Source organism: Micromonospora sp. CA-246542, from assembly GCF_050942905.1.
GTDB lineage: Bacteria > Actinomycetota > Actinomycetes > Mycobacteriales > Micromonosporaceae > Micromonospora.
Window position 1 is genome coordinate 1 of sequence record NZ_CP192041.1, and the last position, 17,964, is coordinate 17,964.

Sequence of the window (17,964 nt, forward strand, 5' to 3'; positions counted from 1 at the left end):
ATGAGTACCGCCCGGCGCCCAACAGGGCGCACCACCCGCCCATCCGTGGACGAGGCCACCATCCGCGAGCGGTGCACAACCCCCGAGGCCGCCGACTACACCCTCTACGTACGCAGATTGATCGATAACTACTTGGGCGAGGGCGGGCAGGCCCAGATCCTGCGCATCGCAAAGACGCGCGGGCTGGACTTCCCCGGCCTGAACCGGAAGAAGCTGTCCGAACAGCTGAGCCGGTACACCAACGGTCCCACCTGGGACATGGTCGAGCTGATCATTGCCTGCCTGCCCACGGACGAGAGTGAGACCACGGGTATCCGGGCCTTGGCGGCTGGTTGGTACCAATGCGCCAGGGGTCGACTACCCGAGGGCTACACCGGCCCAGTCAGCCGCCCCGAGGGCCAGCCGGAGCTGCGCGAGGTTCCCGATAGCTCACCAACGATCCCCGGACTGCAACGCAGAATCGCTCACCTGCAGGTGCGGATGCGTGAGGACACCGAGCAGTACCTGAAGAACCTGCGTCAGTCGGAGAACAGCAGGTTGCGCGAGTCCCGCCGCGCCGACGAGATGGAGCGGCTGTTCCATCAGGCTAGGGAGGCACTGCTCAACGTCCGAACGACCGCGGCGCAGGTCGCAACGGTCCAGGAGGAGTACGCACGTCAGTGCGTGATACTCGAGCTCATCGCGGCACCAAGCCTGCGCGCCAAGCCGGTCATCGACCTGCCCACGCCACCTGACACCCGCCGCCGAATCCGCTTCGGGCACCTGGTCGCCGCCATCAACTCCCAGGCCCCGCCTGCCCGACGAGCGCTGGCCCGCTACCTGTGCGCCTACGCCGAACTCGCCGGCGTGTCCCCCACCGAGCTAGCCGCCCGCACGCACATCTCCACCACCGAGGTCATGGACATCCTCTCCGGGCGGCTCCTACCCACCACTACCCAGGCCACCGACCTGACCACCGTGCTTGGCTGCGTACCCGACACCTTGAACCAGCTCACCGCCGCCGCTGGCGGCGCCACTGCCCTCGACGAAAGTTTCTGGCGCATCGCCGGAGCCATGGACACACCCGCCCTCCCACCAAGCCTGATTGAAGATGTCGGGACCAATCCCGACAACCCTGCAGCACATCCACCTGCCATTCCGACAGCCCCTGCGACTGCCGCGATCACCGATCGGCTCCAGCAACTGGCTGTCCTGCTGCAGCACGGGCAAATCAGTGACGACGAGTACGCCCAGCAGCGCACCCGCATCCTCGGTGAGCTGTAGTCGCGGCACGTCGTGTCCATGGAGCCGGCCCGGCGCCGGATCTGGCCGGCCTCCCCAGTAGGGCCCACCTCGGTGCCGAGGGCGGTGCTTGTGCGTGCGTAGCCGCAGCGGGCAGGAACAGCGGCGTCCATCCGACCATCACCTCACGCAAGCCCAGGGGATGCCGACTGGTCCGGAGCAGCGCACGGGAGCGGGCGCTACCAACTGGCGTGTGCCGGGCGGATCCGCTCGCGTGGGGCAGCTCCACTCCCCTACCGCAAGGTCGGCGTCAGCCGTTCCCAGTCCACGGTCACCCTGGGGCGGTACGGCACCGCCGCTTAGCACCGTCCGATCAGGAGGGCGGGGTGCCGTTTGCACCTCGCCCTCCTCTACCTTCAGTTGTTCGACCGGTGAGGTTCGCGGTCTCCGTCAGGGCTGTGGGGTTTCCGCAGCTTCGGGAGTCGGCGCACGGACAGTCTGAGTCCCCGGCACATAGCGCGGCGCTCCGGAGACCGGCGTGCGTGCCGGCCGGCCGGCAGCCGGATCAGGTGTATTCCGCGCGAGTTTCGGGCCGATGAGAACCCGCCTGATGGCGCTCGTCCAGCGTTTGGATCGACGGTGCTTACCTCGCTGGCCGGGCTCGATGGCCTCCTCGGTCAGCACCTTCTTCGGCTTGTTCGGCGGGGTGGAGACCACTGCGCTGGTCGGGATGCTCTCCGTCGAGTTGGCCTTGAGCGCGGCCAGCGCCGCCCTCGCCCGTCGGTCGTGCTCGGCCAGCTGGTAGAAGCGAACCAGCCAGCGTGCGGCACGCTCCTGTGGAACCCCGCAGGCCAACAGGTACGCGCCCACCTGCTTCGAACGCAGCGGCGCCTTGCCGTTGAGCATGTCGTGCAGCTGTGAGCGGCTAAGCCCGCCCGCCACGGTGGTGCCAGGAAGATTGGTTAGCCGGGACCGTTCGGCTATCTGTCGCAGGCTGAGCCCCTTCTCGATGCGCATTTGATCCAGCGCGGTGAGGAACTCCTCGAGGGTCGCTACCAAGGCCGGGTCCGCGTCGATGTACCGCAGCTCTAGAACCGGAAGCGGTGCCGGGCTGACGAGGGGGACGTCCGCCGCTTCCAGAGCAGCGGCTGCTGGACGGTTCTTCGCCGCCCGCCGCTGGGCGCGTCGTTGGGCGCGCACGTGCTCGTCGACGGCGCTCCAGCGGCGATGCCAGTGCACGATGTCGTCATCACCGACCCCACACGCTCTCACATATGCCTCAGCGCATGCCCAGCTCGGGAAACGGCTTCCGCTAGCGGCGACAGACAGCGCGGACACCGAGTAGTACGTGCGGTTCGCCAGGGTCCGGTACGACGGGCTGCCAACCTCGTGGCGCAGCCTGCGCAAGGAGTAGGCGAACTGCGCAACCGGCCCGGCGGCCGGGTCGAGCGGCTTCTCTGGCCGCCCGATCCCCGCGCTCATTCGTCATCCCGCCCAGGGTCGGACGCCTTGGCCTCCGGCGGACGGTGTCCCTGCTCAGCGGCGACGCCGAGGTAGCGGCGGATGGCGTCGGCCGCCAGAGTGCAGACACCCATGCCGGCGACGGCGGCCATGGTGGTGTTGCCCAGCAGCCAGGAGACGATGCTGAAGGCCATCAGCAGGATCATGGTCACCGTGACAGCGACGGTGGCGGTGGCGGTGAGGGTCGGGGGGTGGCCTGAAGCGTCCGTGCTCCCGATCCCACCACGCCGTGAACGCTGCGCGCGCACGGGCAGGGGTCCTCTCTCGTATGAGCAGAGGACCCGCAGCCCCCGCTGCGGGTCATCCACCCGGACTTGGGTCTTACAAAGGGATGCCCATCAGTCCGGGTGACTCGCCAGGTTGCAGCCCGGCGTCCTCGCTGACGCGCCCCCACATCTTCTCAGATAGAAAGGACAGGGCCCGCGTCCGCATAGGCGAAACTCGCTGCGGCGGGCCCGAAACACGAATTGTTTACTCGTTTTTAAGTGGACAAAGGCCTGCCGTTGTTTACAGATCGCCTGGGATGAGTTGCCGGACAGACAGTAAACAACGTTCTATAGTGGTCAGCGAGGCGAGGAATCCGGTACGGCCCGGCAGCTCATCTCGCCGCTTACCCATGATGCTCTCTCTTGGACTTGGGTCATCATCGGGCGTGGGGGCCGACCGTTGCAGCGGATCGGCCCCCCAAGACGTTTACCAGCGAAAACGCTCGTTTTTTCGCTACGTGACCAGTCAGTAACCAGTAGGTTAACTCGCAAGGACCACCCCGTCGGACGATGGGGGGTCGGGCGATCAGCCCATAGACCGGTATCGCGGTTGCCTGAATCACCCCTGTGTCACTCGGAAACCGCCACGAACAGGCCATGTCACAGGGACTTGTCAACGCTTCAGACCGCCACTTTCCTATGTGACCGTGACCACTTTCGCTCGTCGCCGCAGTGCGGATGGAACTTGATCTCAAGCGCCGAATAGATCATGATCGGCAGCGCTGCAGGCGCGTTCTTGGCGGCTCACACCACCGCCGTGCCATTCGGGCCTAATCGCTATCATCCGGTCCCATCATGCAGACCAGTCCGGTGGCCACGCCGTTCAGCGTCCTAGCGCCACAACGCGAGCCTCGAGTCGTGCGTCCACGACGGTCATCGTGGGCGAGGACCCGCTAGCCGACGGCACCCGCCGCCTTCAGTCCGTCAGTTCAGACTCGCCCGACTGGCTTCCAGACCAAACAACCCGCCACCCTCCAACAAGCGCCTCGACCGGTCGCCTGGCGGCGGCCGGTTGGATGAGTCAGAGTCGCCTAGATCGACGCAGGATCCGCCGCCATCGGGGTGTGGGTGTCGTATCAGTGGGATGGAGGTGTTGCTGGACGGTGGTGACGAGGTCGGCGATCGCCTCGTGCAGTGCGGTGGTGGCGGCGGTGCGGGCGGCGGCTGCGACGCGGCGCCGGTACAGGTTGTCGGAGCCGTAGGCGGTCATGACGGCGACGGCGGCCTCGGAGGTGCGCATCGCGGCGGCGACGACGTCGGTGTCGGGTAGCAAGGCGGCGCGGCTGATCGCGGTGGTCAGTCGCACGTACGGCTCGCGCAGAAATGTGGCGCCGGCGGCGAGGTTGCGCGTGTTCCAGTCCACGGCGACGCTGCCGGCTCGGGCGACGCCGGTGGCCTCGCGGCCGGCGAAGAACTCCAGCAGCGACTGGCCGATGGTGATTAGTCTCGGCTGCCAGTCGTTCCACCGCGGCTGCTCGGCGACCAGAACCACGTGCAGTTCGGTGGCGGCGACGATCAGTTCCGTGGTCACGGCCTCGGCGCGGTCCCGGGCAGCGGCGACGCGGGTCGCCTCCTGCTGGCGACGCTGCGCGCGTTGGGTCAGCGTCACGCCGGCGAGGGTGAACCCGCCGGCGATCAGCGCGGTGGTGACCGGTAGCGGTGGTGTTACCAACGCCGCGGCGGTGGACAGCACGTCGATCATGGCGGACACGATCGCTCATGTTCGGCCGCTACCACCGGACGCCACTCCGGCGACGTCAGCAGGTGTGCGACAGAGCCGACCGGGTGGCGCTGGCTGGGCACCAGGTGAGTCTGGGCCGATTGCGATTGGCCAGAAGGCGCGCAACCGGGTCCGGGCTCCTGTGACGTGAGGTTCACCGAGGTCGTCGTGACGTTAAACAGCAGCGGCGGGACGTCCGTGATGAGGGACGTCCCGCCGCTGGTCGCCGACGGGCTTGGTGCCGGGTGGATAGCCGGAGAGGACTACCTCGTGCGGTCCTATCCCCTGGTGCCGGAAAGCCGGTCGCTGAACGGAACGATCCGACTCACCGCCGCCGACTCACCCTCGCTTCGGGCTACATCGGCAGGGCCACGCTTCCCCTGCTCTTGCAGCCCTCCGTACGGGCTGAAACCACCATAGCAGCCGATACATCACCACCGCTACGCTTGAATCCCCAATCAGACCGCGCTTGCACGGGGGTAGCATCGGACTAGACCCAGGGTCACCCCTGCGCTAGCGTAGGGGTGACCCTGTCACTGTTACCAGGCACTATAGGAGAACACTTTATGTCGCTGAATAACGGTGAACAGCTGTTCGCCCCTACGCAAGCGTCACCTGTTTCGTCCGGTGACGGGTTCGAGGGCTTCTTTGACCGGTTCACCGAGCGGCGGCCGCGCCCGATCGCGCTGACGGCGGCGGAGAACGTGGCCAAGCGCAATCACAACCGGTCCCTGCCGCTGCGCCGGGCGTTCGCGGAGCGGGCGGACAACTCGAGCCAGCCCACGCCGCTGGCCCGCCTCCTTCGCGGAGGCCGAGGTGGCAGTGTCCGGCTCCGGCTGTACCTGTCCTACCTCTGGCTCGGCGCGGCCCCGCCGCATGAGCTCGTGTACCCCGCCCGCGCGTGGGCCGAGCTGCTCGACCTGGACGAGCCGGAGACCAGCGGCGCGCGCCGCGTCGCAGACGCGGTGCGCTGGCTGGAGAAGAACAACTTCATCGAGGTCACCAACCGCGCCGGCGCCCCGAACGTCATCCGGCTGCTCAGCGACACCGGCGACGGCAAGCCCTACGAGACCCCCGGCTCCGCCTACAACCGGCTCAAGCAGAAGAAGCCCGAGGCCGCCCAGATCCACCGCTACGTCCAGTTCCCGCCGACGCTCTGGACCTCGGGCTGGATGGCCGTGCTCAGCCCTGCCGCTCTGGCCATGCTGATCATCCTGCGCGTCCAGGTCGGCGCGAAGGACCCCGACACCGAAGAGGTCTGGATCGCCCCCGACTACGCCACCAAGACGTTCCTGCTCTCCGAGGAGACCCGCACCCGCGGCATTCGCGAGCTGCAGTACGCCGGCCTGATCAGCGTTCGCCGCCGGCAGCTCGTCGCCACCGACAGCTTCGACTTCCGCCGGTTCCGCAACGTCTACCAGCTCAACCTCTCGGCCCTCGACCAGCCGGCTGTCGTTCGAGAGGCAGTCAAAGAGGGGTCCGGCTAGGAGCCCCGCCAGCAGCAGGGGGGCGCTTTCGCGCCCCCCTGTGCTACGTCCGGCAGGTGCTAACGCCGCCGCTTGATCACGGAGCGGACGAGCCCGCCGACGGCGACCACCGCGGCGAGGCAGAGCGCGAACAGAAGCTCGCTGGGGAGCGAGCCGCTCGCGAACTTCGCGATCGCGACCGGCGCGGCCACCGTGCCCACGACCCCGACGGTCACCGTCAACGCCTCCAGCAGGCTGTCGGTGAACCGGCCGGGCACGTTCATCTTGCTACGGAACGTCCGGTCGACGTCGCGGTAGCTGAACTCCACTCCCGCCCCGCTCGTCGCCTCCCCCGACTCGCTCACCTCCTGCCGGTGCTGGTGCTTCTCCATGAACCGGACGAAGGCATTGCTCGTCGGCGGGATGTACCCGTCCCCGCCCTTCGTGCGCTGCGCGACGTACGAGGCGTCGCTGATCGTTTCCGTCCCCTGCACACGCGTTGCTTCCACTTAAGTCAACCCTTTCTGCTCCCCTCCCTCGATGCGGGGCACCGTCGCACCCCTACTACACCGAAGGATTTAGCACTGCCAGAGGGCAAGCCCTCTTGGCTGAGCGAAGCCACGTGCCTCCGCGACCCCCCGTTGCGCGACCCCAGTGGCTGAGGGCGGTCACTGGGCGCCTGAACTGCAGCCGACGGATGGCAAGTACCGGCCGAACCCGTCGCGTCGCCCCCGGGCTGTCTGGGCCTAGGCCCCAGCCAGTAAGTAGGCCGATCGCAGACGTGATGAAGAGAGCCGTGACGAGTGGCGTGCTGGCTCCCCCCTCCTCTCGAAGAGGTGGCTGGTAGTGACTCGACATGTGTCCTCCTGCGGTTGTGGAAGCCCCCGCGTGTGGGGGTTACTGGCAGTCTACCCCCAGTAGTCACCGATGTGATGCTCGGGGTTACCTGTCCGAGTCTTGGGATTGATGCTCAAAAGCATCTGATGTGCTACTGTCTAGACACGAGATACCGACAATGGAGATGCACGGGATGCTGCAAGACCCAGCGGGGGGCCCGCACATCCCGCCACCGCTGACAGCGAAGGAGGCGAAACATGGGCAGCCGGACGCAGCTTCAGCCACGGGCGGGCACGGAGGAGCCACACGGCGACGGAGAAATGATCGATCCCGGGGAGCACGTAATCACCAGGATCACCGTGGGGATCATCCCTAAGGCATGGACTGACCTGCAGAAGTTGATCGCACGGACCCGGTTCAACCGCACCGACGTGGTGAACCGCGCCATCTCGATCTACGCGATGGTCGACGAGAACACCCGCAACGGCAATGAGCTGGTCTTCCGTGACCCGAAGACCGGCAAGGAGCGCATCGTCGAAATCGTGTAACCACACGGCGCGAAACGACTCCTCGACAGTCTGTCGAGGAGTCGTTCGCGTTATCGCGGACCACAGGTCGCCGTGCTCAGGCTTGCTGGCTTCCTTCGGCGGGCATCAGCCCGGCACGCCAACGGGGTCAGGTGCTGGACGACTCCCCTACCCTGCCCGGATCCTCTGCTGAGGCGTCGCCCGCCCGCCGGATCCCGCGTCTGCGCCGCGAACCATCTCCGCAGTCGTCCCTTGAAGTCGGGTTTCCGGTCCACGAACGCGACGTCGCCGACGATGAGCGCCACCCCGCCAGCGATGAACGCTGCGCTGCCCAGGATGCCGCCCCCGTATAACCACCCGATGCCGAGGCCGATGAGCGCCAGCCCGAGGACGATCACCGCCGCGCCGCGCAGGGTGGTGCTGCCGGTCAGGAACCCGATGCCGAGGCCGATGGCCGCCACCCCGAGGACGATCACCGCCGCGGCGGCCAGGGTGGTGCTGTCGGTAAGGGGCCCGATGCCGAGGCCGGTAAGCGCCAGCCCGAGGACGATGAACGCCGCGCCGAGCAGCATTTTGCTGCCGGCCAGAATCCCGAAGCCGAGGCCGATGCTCGCCACCCCGAGGCCGATCACCACCGCGCCGCCCGGGGTGTAGCCGTCGGCCAGAATCCCGAAGCCAACGCCGATGCCTAGCACCCCAGTGACGATTAGCTCCGCGCCGGCCAGCATTTTGCTGCCGGCCAGAATCCCGAAGCCAACGCCGACGAGCGCCACGCCGGTGCCGATTAACGCCGCGGGGAGCAGCACCTCGGGGGGAACCCACAGCGTGCCGGAGAGAACCTCGATGCCGACGCTGATGATCGTCATGCCGAAGCCGATGCTCGCTGCGCCGAGCAACAAAAGGGTAGCGATGGCGGTGGTGTTGCTGGTGAGGACGGCGGTGACGGTCAGGGCCGCTGCGGTCAGGGTGGCGTAGGCGGCCCAGGACGCGGGACCGATGACCGCCGCGATCGCGCCGAGCAGGGCCAGGGCGAGCAGGGTTCGGGTCGTGTAGCGGACCAGGGGCGCCCGGGGTGGCAGCCGGCGGAGCGAGGTGGCCACCGAGAGGACCGCGCCGACCGCCGCGGCGGCGGCCACGCCGCGGTAGCCGACGTCGTTGCTCAGCACGTTGATGCCCATGCCGCCCGCCACGCCGAGGAACACCCCGGACAGCCGCCCGCGCCAGTCCAGGCGGGCTGCGGGACGTGTCGTTCTCACCCCGGGTACTCACCCCGTAAGCATGACGTGAACGGTCGAGCCTGGCCCGGTCGGTCACTCGGGCTCGCCGGCGGTGAACCGGACGGCGGTGAGGATGAGCAGCAGGGCGCTGGCGAACGCGCCGCCGCCGGTGAGGATGGCGGTGGGCGGGTTCATGCCGCCGGCCCAGGCGAGCAGGCCGGCGGTGGCGGCGATGATGCCGGCGGTGAGGGTGGCGATCGCGAGCCAGAGGCCGCGCACGGTCGGGTCGGTCAACGGTCAGCCCTTCCAGTGGTCACACCTCTCCATTTGAGAGGTCGTGGATGGCTGACTCCGCCCTGCTCCGCAGGATTCCGGCACAGTGGGACACGTTCAAGGTACCGAGTGATAATCACGGTTATCACCAGCGAACGGGTTCTACTCTCGGCCCCGTGACCACCCCCGCCGACGCCATCGCCCCGCGCCCTCGAGCCGGGCTCGGTCGCGGCCTCGGCCAGCTGATCCCGACCGGACCGATCCCCGGGCAGACCCCGGAGACGATGCCGCCGGCATCACCCCCGGCGCCGCCGACCGGCCCGGAGCCGTCGCTGGTCGAGCAGATCGCCGCCTCCGTCGCCGCCCTCCCCTGCCCGCCGGCCCACCCGACGCCCGGTGGAACCCCGCCGCGGTCACCGCCGCCTGGCTGCGCAGCCGCCGCTCCCCGCACACCCGCCGCGCCTACTTCGCCGACCTTGAGGACTATCTGCTCTGGCTGGATGAGGGCCGGCTCAACCCGCTGGAAGTGACCCGCACCGACGTCGACATGTATCTCGCCGAGCTGCGCGACCCACCCCGGCCCCTCCGCGCCGCCACACTCAACCGGCGCCTGGCCACCCTTTCCAGTTGGTATCGGTACCTGGTCGAGGCGGACATCGCCACCCGCAACCCCGCCGGCGCGATCGACCGCGCCCCGGTCGACCGCGACCACTCCACCACCGTCGGTCTCACCGTTACCGAGGTCCGCAACCTGCTCCGCGCCGCCGACATCGAGGTCACCCGCCTCGCCGTCGAATCCCCACTACGACCTCGCGCCGAACGCAACCGACTCCTGATCACCCTGCTCGCCAGCCTCGGCCTGCGCGTCTCCGAGGCCACCGGCCTGGATCTGGCCGACCTACGCCACAACGCCGGCCACCGCACCGTGCTCATCCGCGGCAAGGGCGGCCGCGACCGCGAACTCCCCGTGCCCGCGGCCCTGAGCCGGCTCCTCGACGCGCACCTGCCCCGGCAACGCCGGTTCATCGCCGGGCGCCTGCTCCTGAGAAAACACCTGAGCGAGATGGAAGAGTTCGACCGCCGGGAGTGGCCCGCCCCAAGCCAGCCGAGACAGTTCGACCGCGAGGGATTCTTTGTGATGACCTCACGGCATACTGCCGAGACATTTCGACTTGAGGCGATGACCGACGACGACCTCGAGGCCCGGGGCGTCAACGGGCCGGTGTTCACCACCCGGCACGGCAATCGACTGAGCCAGTCGAGCGTCTGGCACCTGGTCCGCCGGCTCGCCCGGGTGGCGGGCCTGCCCGCCGCCGACCAGATCTCCCCGCATAGCTTGCGCCACGCGGCCGCGACCGCCGCCCTGGACGACGGGACCCCGCTGCGCGATGTGCAGGATCTCCTCGGCCACGCCGATCCCCGCACCACCCGCCGCTACGACCGCAACCGCGGCAGCCTCGATCGCTCCCCCGCCCACCGCCTGGCGGTGCTGTACGGCGAATAGAGCCAACGCCGTAGCTTCCAGCCTCCAAGGTGGGTCGCGGCCCGCGACTACCCGGCCAGGGCCGGCTACGACCTGGACCACGGCGGCTGCCGGCCCCTCGACCAGCAGGGGCCGGCAGCCACGCGGTGGCTGTTCCGACCGGCTATTGCACCGGACGCAGCGGCGTGACCGAGCCGCCCTGCCAACCGGCGTCGGGCGTCATATGCCACTCGATGTGACGCTTCGGGTTGGTCACCCAGGAGCCGCACGCCGGGCACTCGAAGCCGCTCGGGGCGCCGGGTGGGCCAGTCTGCGGGACAGCGTTGTCGGACTTCTGCTCGGTCTTGCGGCTAGCGGCCGCCCACAACGGCACCCAAACGGACGTGAAAGTGCGAGTTTCCACGTCCATGTGCTCGGCGAGCCGGTCGAGCAGCTCACGACTGGGTGCCAGGTGGCCGTTGAACACCCGAGAAAGCATCGACTCGGAGTAGCCGACGTCGCGCGCCAGCCTAGCCAGCTTCGGCTTGCCGGCGGTGACGCGAGCCGCGGTGAGGACCTCGCTCAACTGCTGGCGGGCGGTTTCCGGGTCCAGTACGTCCTCGGCGGCCGCAGCCGCCATGAGCTGAACCTTTTCGACGCCGCCATTGAAGACATAGACGGTGGAGTCACGGCCGACGACGTCGTCAGCGCCGTACTCCCATCCGCGCCGGCTGGAGGCCTGGCGGGCACTGCGCCGCGGGCCGGGCATGGCCGCCTTCATCAGGCTCGTCCTGGGCCGTCAACCAGCCGCAACAGCGTGGCGAGATCCTCGCCACTAGAGCGGAATCCGTCGACCACCCGATCGATCACCATGCCGGCGACGATGCCGATCACCGCAACAAGGCCGGCGGCCTCGAACACGTTCAGGTGCTCAACGCCAGTCAGCCAGGTGAAAAAGACCAGGACGATCACGAGCACGACCGTGCGCCGCTTGGCGCGCTGGTCGACCCACCCCTCGGACGCAGTGCACCCACCGACGGCATTCATTGCCATGTGCCCCTCCCGATACTGAACAGCGCTGGACTGCGTGGACAGTGCGGAAGAGCTCTCCGGCCCAACGAGGAAACCGGGTGGCGTGAGCTGTCTTCCGCGCCGACCATGGTTGCGGATCAGCACCACGTCACGCCACATCGACGGGACGGCCGACAGGATGGCGTGTGAAAGTTCGGCGCAGGGTTGATGACGTGCCGGCCGGTCCACCGATGGCGGTGTCGGCCGAGGCTCGGACACGACGAAGGGGCCCGCCATCGACGGGCCCCTGCACGTGCCTGGCGCGACGTCGCCACAACGCCTCTACCAGTTGTTCCTGTCTCCGGTCCGGTCCAGCGCTATCCAGACGGCCTGGGGCGAGCCGCCAATTCTGGCGGCTCTCACACCGGCGTCCCGCGGCTTCACGCCCGTCGGCGCGCCCGTGTAGGACTCCCAGTAGAGCAGTCAGTCTGACTTGCCGTCGAGACGGCGCTGCACTTTCATGCAAGCTCGCCGCTGTGGGAAGCAGCATCCCCGCCGGTGAGAGCGCACTCGGGCCGCCGGGTGACTGGCACGGGTTTCGGCAAGATTCGGAAAGAACTCAGAACCGAAAGCCAACCCCTCAGCTACTCCCTGACTGGCGGCGGGCTCACGGTGCCAGGTGCTCAGCGTCCTGCAGAACCGGCCCTGGACCGTGCGCGCCTCCCACGCGCCGCCGCAGCGACAGGCCAGCGCCGTCCGGTCCGACGCTGACACGCCGCCGGCCGGAAGTGATCGGCCGGGCCGCTCCGTTCCGACGTCCTGGCCATTCAGCCACCGGCGGTGATGTGCTCGCACACCCGGCGGGGCCGGTAGCCGCCCGGGACGTCGGCGCCGATGGTGTCCCAGAACGCCGGGGAGCCGTCGATGTGCCCGCCGAGCGTGTGCCAGGCGTAGCCGGGGTTCTCCCTGCGCAGAGCCGCAAGGCCGGCGGCGGCCAGGCCGCGGCGGCGGTAGGCCGGCAGGGTGTGCGGCTGCTCGACCCAGCCGATCCGGCACCGGCGACATAGCTGGTAGTCGACCTCGAACACGAACTCGTCGCGTACGGAAGCGTCATCTGGGTCGTGGGCGCGTAGGTTCGCCGCGCGCATCCGCCAGCCGATCCGCTCGTTCGAGACGGTGTCCTGCCACGGCGTGGCCAGCCGGGGCACGACCGGCCAGCCGGACCGGCGCGGCCACCGGCCTCCGGTCAACCGCAGGAGCAGCTCGCGCCAAGGCTCACGCCCGGATACCCGGCCCAGCCTCGCGGTACCGGCGATTAGGTCCCGGATCTCGGCGTCACGCGGGCCGGTCTCGGCCATCGGCTGCTTAGTCCTCGCCGACGTCGGCTTGCGCCTGCCCGGCCTGCTCGACCAGCGCGTTGGTTAGGTCCCCCAGCCCCGCCACGGCGTTCCAGTCCGGTCGCGCCGCTGAGTTCACCTTGGCGTCCTCCCAGATCCGATCGACGTAGTCGTACAGCGCCTGCCGGGCCTGGACCTGGGCTGCCCGGCCAGCGGCGTCAAGGGCGGCCAGGCCCGCCGCGTCGCGTTCGGCGAAGGCGTCGATCAGCTCAATCGCCATGCCCTGGTGGTCCAGCTCGCCGTCCACATCGACCATGTCGGTCACCCTGGGCATCAGATCATCACGCGGGTGAGCGCGATTACGGGGACCAGCAACGGCCGGTGGCCGCCGGTGTCGAGCTGCGCGAATCGACGTCAGCGCCGCGATCCGGGCTCCCCTACCCCTGGATGGGCGTGAGGGCTGCCCAGACCTGGCTGGTCCCGATCGGGTCGATCGCGCGTAGGTGCACCGGCACGTCGAGCACGACCAGGTGCGCGCGTTCGTCCTCGCCCCGGCCGGGCGAGATCAGGCCGCGTACCGCGTGATCGCCCTGGTCGTCGTCAACGCCGGGCTCCGGCGCCCCCAGCAGCCGCGCGGCGACCTCGGCCGGGAAGGGGCCACCCTGCCACTCGATCTCCCAGGTCCTACCGCCACTGCCGGGCCACCAGTCGAGATGGGTGGCGCCGTTGAGGACGCCAGTCTCGCGCAGGGCCGACATGACCCGTCCCAGCACCTCGTAGTAGTGCGCCGGGTTGTCCCGCAGGTGGTGCACATCCGTCATGGCCTGCTCAACGAATCGGGCCAGGGACCGGCATCTGCAACCAGCCACCCTCACCGACCGGCAGCGGCAGATCGCCACCGCCTACCGCGGGGGCCTCAGCACCCGCGTCCTCTGTGTCCTGGCGCTGATGGTCAGACACTCCAGCAAGGCGGGCGTGTAGGGCTGTCTCGATACTGATGCAAGACCGCTCGATGGGGGTCGCGGCCAACAACCCTGGACCGGGCGGTCGACCCGGGGCCACCTTTGGAGCAAGAAACTCGGGCGGTTAACCGCGGTTAATGAGCGACACGAGCTGGCCCGGGCTACTGGGCAGGGCGAGGTCGGCCCTAGCATGACGGGCATCCGAAGTACCGCGCGGCCGTACCCGGCCCCGGGAAGCACACGGAATGGAGCCCGCATGACTCAAGTGCATGTCATTGCCAACCAAAAGGGTGGCGTCGGTAAGACCACGCTCGCTGTGAACCTCGGAGCGGTGACCTACGACGTCTTGGTCAACCCGGAGCCGATCCTGCAGAAGACGGCTGAGGCCATCGGTGATCCGGAGAGCCCGGTCATGGTTGCGTCTACCGACCCGCAGGCTTCCTCGGTCTGGTGGTCTCGACGGGTGGAACGACAGGGTGGCCTGCCGTTCGACTTCGCTCAGGTCGAAGATCCGCGTGATCTTCGGAAGCTGCGGAACCTGCACTACGAGCACATCTTCGTGGACACCCCGGGCTCGCTCGAGGACGAGCGGATCCTTCAAGCCGCGCTCGACGAGTGCGACGACGTCCTGGTGCCGATGGTGCCCGAGCCCCTCTGCTACGACCCGACGGCACGGACGATTGAGTCCGTCATCGCTCCACGCGGAATTCCGTACCGAGTAGTCGTCAACAGCTGGGACCCACGCGATGGACTCCCCGATCTTCAGCAGACCGCGCAGTTCATCCAGCGCAAGGGCTGGCCGATGTGCAACACGGTTGTCAGGCGGTACAAGCTGCACTCCCGCGCCTCTGCCGAAGGCTTGGTAGTCACGCAGTACCCCAAGAACCGGACCGCGATGGAGGCTCGCGAGGACTTCTTCCGCCTGGCTCTGGAGATGGGCTACGGCGGCGCTGCGGCGATCCCGAGCCAGTCTGGCGCGCCGAACCTGCAGGAGGTCTGACGTGGCGGGAAAGCGGGTCAACTTGTCGGAGCTTGCGGACGAGGCGGTACTTCCCGAGGCTCGGGTGCCCGCATTCGTCGAGTCGGGTCCGCGTAGCGCTCGCGTGCATCAGGTCGCCGCGAATCCGCTCAACACACGGGACCTGACTTCCGATCGCGCCAAGATCGAGAGTATCGCCGAGTCCATGCGGACGCACGGCCAACTCCAGCCATGTGCCGTAGTAGCACGAGAGTCGTTCCTGCGGATCTACCCAGAGCACAAGCCTGCGATCGGTAGCGCCTCCTGGGTTCAGGTCACCGGCGGCCGACGTCGCGCTGCGGCCCTGATGGCGGAACTGCCGACCCTCGACATCGTGGTCAAGAACGGACTCGCCGACAGCAGGGAGACATGGCTCGGTGCCACTGCCGCCGAGAACCTCGACCGCCAGAATCTGGACCCCATCGAAGAGGCCGAAATCGTTCGAGATCTTGTGAAGGAGTGCGGAACCGCCAAGGCGGCAGCCGCTCGACTCTCTCGCACTCCTCCCTGGGTAACTCAGCGACTCAATCTGCTGAGGCTGGCGCCGGAGGTTCAGTCGTTGCTCAGGGCCGGCGAGGTGCCTTTGCGGGATGTGCGAGATCTCCACCAACTGCCGCCCGAGAAGCAGCTCGATGAGTTGCGCCAGCGCCAGCTGCCTATCAACGAGCCAGAGTTAACCGCGGTTAATGAGCCGGAGGCTGAGGGTGCCGCAACCCCTCGCAACGCACCTTCACGACGGTCCTCTGCCGCGTCCGCAATCCGACGTCTCGGCGGCACCCCAGACAAAATCGCGGAGTCGCTGCGGGCAGAGCTGGAGCCGGACGACCTACAAGCTTTGGCTGAGCTCCTACTGAGTGGACCAGCGGCAGGCACCAACGGATAGAACGTCAGTCGACCTACACGCGCGGCGGCACCCTGAGGCCTCAGGGTGCCGCCGCGCATTCGGAAACCGAGAGAACAGTCAAGCCCTCTTCTGACCCACCCGGTTGGCCAGAGAAAGACCGGGGCTGGGCCAAGCGCCCTCGGACCAGTGACGCCGCCGACGCTCAGCGCCAGCGCGTGCTGGGCACGACCAACGCTGGGCGTCGGGTCAGCCACGCTACGGGAGGATGCCTGATCCGGGCTGGGCGACGTCGGGCCAATCGCCGTCGACGGCGGCCGCGAGGGCGCCGACTGCGGCTCGGTCGCTGTGGGCAGCGACCCTGCGGCGGGGCTGCACGGTGGGCTCGTCCGCGCCCGAACAGCGGGGGCAGGGCACGACCTGGTCGTGGTCGTCGACCTCGACTCGGCGGTGCCGGTCGCAGCGTCCGCACCAGGACGCGCGGTCGACCCGCCGAGTCTCGGCGTCGGTGGCCACGGACCTGCGGCGGTGAATGACGTGCCGAGCTGCCGGGTTCGGTGGCGCATCGGGGCCGGTGAGGACGTCCTCGAGGATCGCCTTGAGGTAGGCGACCGGATTGCGGGGCGCGGACAGCAGGGGCCGGGGACGATGCTGGCTGGCCCAGGTGGTCAGCATCTCGGCGTTCCATTCGCGGCTGAGTGCGGCGCCCAGGGTGGCAGCCACTTGCGGCAGGGGAGCGCCGGCCAGCCAACGCCAGTGACCTCGTAGTGCCCGTGCCAGGTCGTACGCCCACTCTGCCCACTCAGGACGTGGACGAGACCGCCGTGGGCGCTCAGACACCGTCTGGACCGGCCTAGGACGCCCTACAGGACGTGACCTGGCAACATGGGAATTTCGCCGGCTTGTTATTGGTGAGCGCGAAGCGCCAATCTTCCTCCGGCTTTGCCGGTCCGCCACGACGTGAGAGTGGGCGATCGGCGGTGGAATCAGCAGACCCCGAGACAAGCTGGAGTAAACACTCATACCTTGAGACACCGTGTGGGGGGTGCGGAAATTCTCGGCCTGGTCACAGGCGTGATCGCGGGCGGCGACCACCACCTGGCGCATCTGGTAGCGGCGCACACGCTCGTGGTGGTCGACCCAGCCGCCGACGCGGGCGTCCAGCTCGTCGACGCGGTCCTGCGCCTCGGTGAGCAGCGTGCGGGCGTGGTCGAGCAGCTCGGCCAGGATGGTCAGCGCGGCCGGCACGTGCGCCGTCTGGGCGGCGGTGTCGCCTCGGTGTAGCGGGGTGATGTCGAAGACAGTCCGAGCCTGGGCGCGGCCGGTGGCGCACCGCTCGGCGTAGCTGAGGCGGCGGCCCTGTTCGACGCGGGTGTGCCAGCCCAGAGCCTCGGCGCGGCGCCACGCGTCCGTCACGGGGCGGGTGGAGTCGCAGCCGGCGAGCAGGGCGGTCTCGGCGCGGCCGGGCATGGCACGGCGTCCGGAGCGGCGGTCCGCGTCGACGGCCAGCACCGCGCCCACCCGACCCAGCGCGGAGCGTCGGCCCCGGCGGCTAGCACGGCTGGCGGCGTCGCGGGCGAGGAGGTCGGCCAGCAACCACACCGGCCGGCCCCAGCTATCACCGGCGTTGAACGCGCTCAGCGTCTCAATCAGGCGCTGGATCCACGCGGTCAGCTCGTCGACCCGCTCGCGGGCGTCCGCCGTCTCGGCGAGCTGCGCGAAGTGCTCGTCGACGGCGGCGGCCTCCAGCGCCTGCCCGTGGGCGTGATCGGCGCGGGCCTGCTTCAGGTAGGAGTACCCACACAGCCAGCAGGTCGGCACCGGTCCGGGCTCACCGCAGGCCGCGCAACCGGCGTCGACGACGTCCTGGGCGTGGTCGAGGCGACCGCGCAGGGCGGCGACCAGGTGGTGCCGCTGGGCGGCGTCTCGCCGGTCAGTGCGTCCCCGCCAGCAGGACATGCACAGCGGGTCCGACCCTTCACCGTCGCGCGGCAGGCCCTGCTTGTCCCGGCCGGCAGCGGCGCAGGACACACACGACACCTGAACACCGGTCGGGTAGACCGGCCGGCGGCGGGCCCCGGGCGGGGCCACCAGGCGGGCCTGCCCGGCGGCGGTGGTCTCGACCAGCAGGCGCTGATCGACCAGGTGCGCCCGGCAGTGGTGCTGTCCGGGTACGACGAGTACGGCCGCGCCGGTGGCGTAGCAGTCGGGGCAGTACCCGAGCGCCACCACGCGATCCGAGTCCAACGCCCGGGAAGATGCCGTGATCATCGCGGCACCGTTGT

The 17,964-nt window shown here is 68.9% G+C and carries 18 protein-coding genes; 6 read left to right on the plus strand and 12 right to left on the minus strand.

Translation table 11 applies throughout. From position 1 onward, the window contains the following. The first annotated feature begins 45 nt into the window (after positions 1–45). Positions 46–1,263, plus strand: coding sequence for an SHOCT domain-containing protein (locus ACQP0N_RS32880; protein ID WP_433121946.1), 1,218 nt, complete (start codon positions 46–48; stop codon positions 1,261–1,263). A 408-nt stretch (positions 1,264–1,671) separates the two neighbouring features. On the opposite strand, the gene ACQP0N_RS32885 is transcribed toward ACQP0N_RS32880, so the two are convergent. The 3 genes from ACQP0N_RS32885 to ACQP0N_RS32895 form a co-directional block, all read right to left on the minus strand. Beyond that, positions 1,672–2,703, minus strand: coding sequence for a helix-turn-helix domain-containing protein (locus ACQP0N_RS32885; protein WP_433121947.1), 1,032 nt, complete (start codon positions 2,701–2,703; stop codon positions 1,672–1,674). Continuing rightward, positions 2,700–2,894, minus strand: coding sequence for a hypothetical protein (locus ACQP0N_RS32890; RefSeq protein ID WP_433121948.1), 195 nt, complete (start codon positions 2,892–2,894; stop codon positions 2,700–2,702). Before ACQP0N_RS32890 ends, ACQP0N_RS32885 begins: the two co-directional genes overlap by 4 nt. A gap of 1,135 nt (positions 2,895–4,029) precedes the next feature. Then, the gene (locus tag ACQP0N_RS32895) at positions 4,030–4,719 is read right to left on the minus strand and encodes a hypothetical protein (protein WP_433121949.1); all 690 of its coding nucleotides are present in this window, start codon (positions 4,717–4,719) and stop codon (positions 4,030–4,032) included. Between the two features lie 575 nt (positions 4,720–5,294). Here ACQP0N_RS32895 and ACQP0N_RS32900 point away from each other — a divergent pair. Then, entirely contained in the window at positions 5,295–6,215 is a 921-nt protein-coding gene (locus ACQP0N_RS32900) for a hypothetical protein (protein ID WP_433121950.1), read from the plus strand. A 59-nt stretch (positions 6,216–6,274) separates the two neighbouring features. Here ACQP0N_RS32900 and ACQP0N_RS32905 read toward each other — a convergent pair whose 3' ends face one another. After that, positions 6,275–6,703 (minus strand): hypothetical protein, encoded by a 429-nt coding sequence (locus tag ACQP0N_RS32905; RefSeq protein ID WP_433121951.1) that lies wholly within the window; start codon positions 6,701–6,703, stop codon positions 6,275–6,277. A 585-nt stretch (positions 6,704–7,288) separates the two neighbouring features. Here ACQP0N_RS32905 and ACQP0N_RS32910 point away from each other — a divergent pair. Further along, complete coding sequence (locus ACQP0N_RS32910) at positions 7,289–7,579, plus strand: hypothetical protein (RefSeq protein WP_433121952.1); 291 nt, start codon at positions 7,289–7,291, stop codon at positions 7,577–7,579. A gap of 50 nt (positions 7,580–7,629) precedes the next feature. Here ACQP0N_RS32910 and ACQP0N_RS32915 read toward each other — a convergent pair whose 3' ends face one another. Both ACQP0N_RS32915 and ACQP0N_RS32920 read right to left on the minus strand, forming a co-directional pair. Next, positions 7,630–8,814: a hypothetical protein gene (locus ACQP0N_RS32915; protein WP_433121953.1), complete on the minus strand. Its 1,185-nt coding sequence runs from the start codon at positions 8,812–8,814 to the stop codon at positions 7,630–7,632. Between the two features lie 54 nt (positions 8,815–8,868). Then, positions 8,869–9,069, minus strand: coding sequence for a hypothetical protein (locus ACQP0N_RS32920; RefSeq protein WP_433121954.1), 201 nt, complete (start codon positions 9,067–9,069; stop codon positions 8,869–8,871). A 466-nt stretch (positions 9,070–9,535) separates the two neighbouring features. On the opposite strand from ACQP0N_RS32920, the gene ACQP0N_RS32925 reads away from it, so the two are divergent. Next, complete coding sequence (locus tag ACQP0N_RS32925) at positions 9,536–10,552, plus strand: tyrosine-type recombinase/integrase (RefSeq protein WP_433121981.1); 1,017 nt, start codon at positions 9,536–9,538, stop codon at positions 10,550–10,552. 142 nt (positions 10,553–10,694) lie between these two features. Here ACQP0N_RS32925 and ACQP0N_RS32930 read toward each other — a convergent pair whose 3' ends face one another. From ACQP0N_RS32930 to ACQP0N_RS32950, 5 genes are all read right to left on the minus strand, one after another. Then, the gene (locus ACQP0N_RS32930) at positions 10,695–11,291 is read right to left on the minus strand and encodes a helix-turn-helix domain-containing protein (protein ID WP_433121955.1); all 597 of its coding nucleotides are present in this window, start codon (positions 11,289–11,291) and stop codon (positions 10,695–10,697) included. Further along, positions 11,291–11,818: a hypothetical protein gene (locus ACQP0N_RS32935; protein ID WP_433121956.1), complete on the minus strand. Its 528-nt coding sequence runs from the start codon at positions 11,816–11,818 to the stop codon at positions 11,291–11,293. Before ACQP0N_RS32935 ends, ACQP0N_RS32930 begins: the two co-directional genes overlap by 1 nt. A gap of 530 nt (positions 11,819–12,348) precedes the next feature. Continuing rightward, positions 12,349–12,879 (minus strand): hypothetical protein, encoded by a 531-nt coding sequence (locus ACQP0N_RS32940; protein ID WP_433121957.1) that lies wholly within the window; start codon positions 12,877–12,879, stop codon positions 12,349–12,351. Between the two features lie 7 nt (positions 12,880–12,886). Beyond that, positions 12,887–13,183 carry a hypothetical protein gene (locus ACQP0N_RS32945; protein WP_433121958.1) on the minus strand — a complete coding sequence of 99 codons (297 nt, stop codon included), beginning with the start codon at positions 13,181–13,183 and terminating at the stop codon, positions 12,887–12,889. Between the two features lie 112 nt (positions 13,184–13,295). After that, positions 13,296–13,679, minus strand: coding sequence for a hypothetical protein (locus tag ACQP0N_RS32950; RefSeq protein ID WP_433121959.1), 384 nt, complete (start codon positions 13,677–13,679; stop codon positions 13,296–13,298). 397 nt (positions 13,680–14,076) lie between these two features. Here ACQP0N_RS32950 and ACQP0N_RS32955 point away from each other — a divergent pair, with 397 nt between their 5' ends. Together ACQP0N_RS32955 and ACQP0N_RS32960 are read left to right on the plus strand one after the other, a co-directional pair. Next, a complete protein-coding gene (locus tag ACQP0N_RS32955) occupies positions 14,077–14,820 on the plus strand; it encodes a ParA family protein (protein ID WP_112583584.1) in 744 nt (247 codons plus the stop codon). A gap of 1 nt (position 14,821) precedes the next feature. Then, on the plus strand, positions 14,822–15,721 hold the full coding sequence (locus ACQP0N_RS32960) for a ParB/RepB/Spo0J family partition protein (protein ID WP_433121960.1): 900 nt from the start codon (positions 14,822–14,824) through the stop codon (positions 15,719–15,721). Between the two features lie 216 nt (positions 15,722–15,937). Here the strand turns inward: ACQP0N_RS32960 and ACQP0N_RS32965 are convergent, their stop codons facing one another. Continuing rightward, positions 15,938–17,950 carry a hypothetical protein gene (locus tag ACQP0N_RS32965; protein WP_433121961.1) on the minus strand — a complete coding sequence of 671 codons (2,013 nt, stop codon included), beginning with the start codon at positions 17,948–17,950 and terminating at the stop codon, positions 15,938–15,940. Positions 17,951–17,964 lie beyond the last annotated feature (14 nt).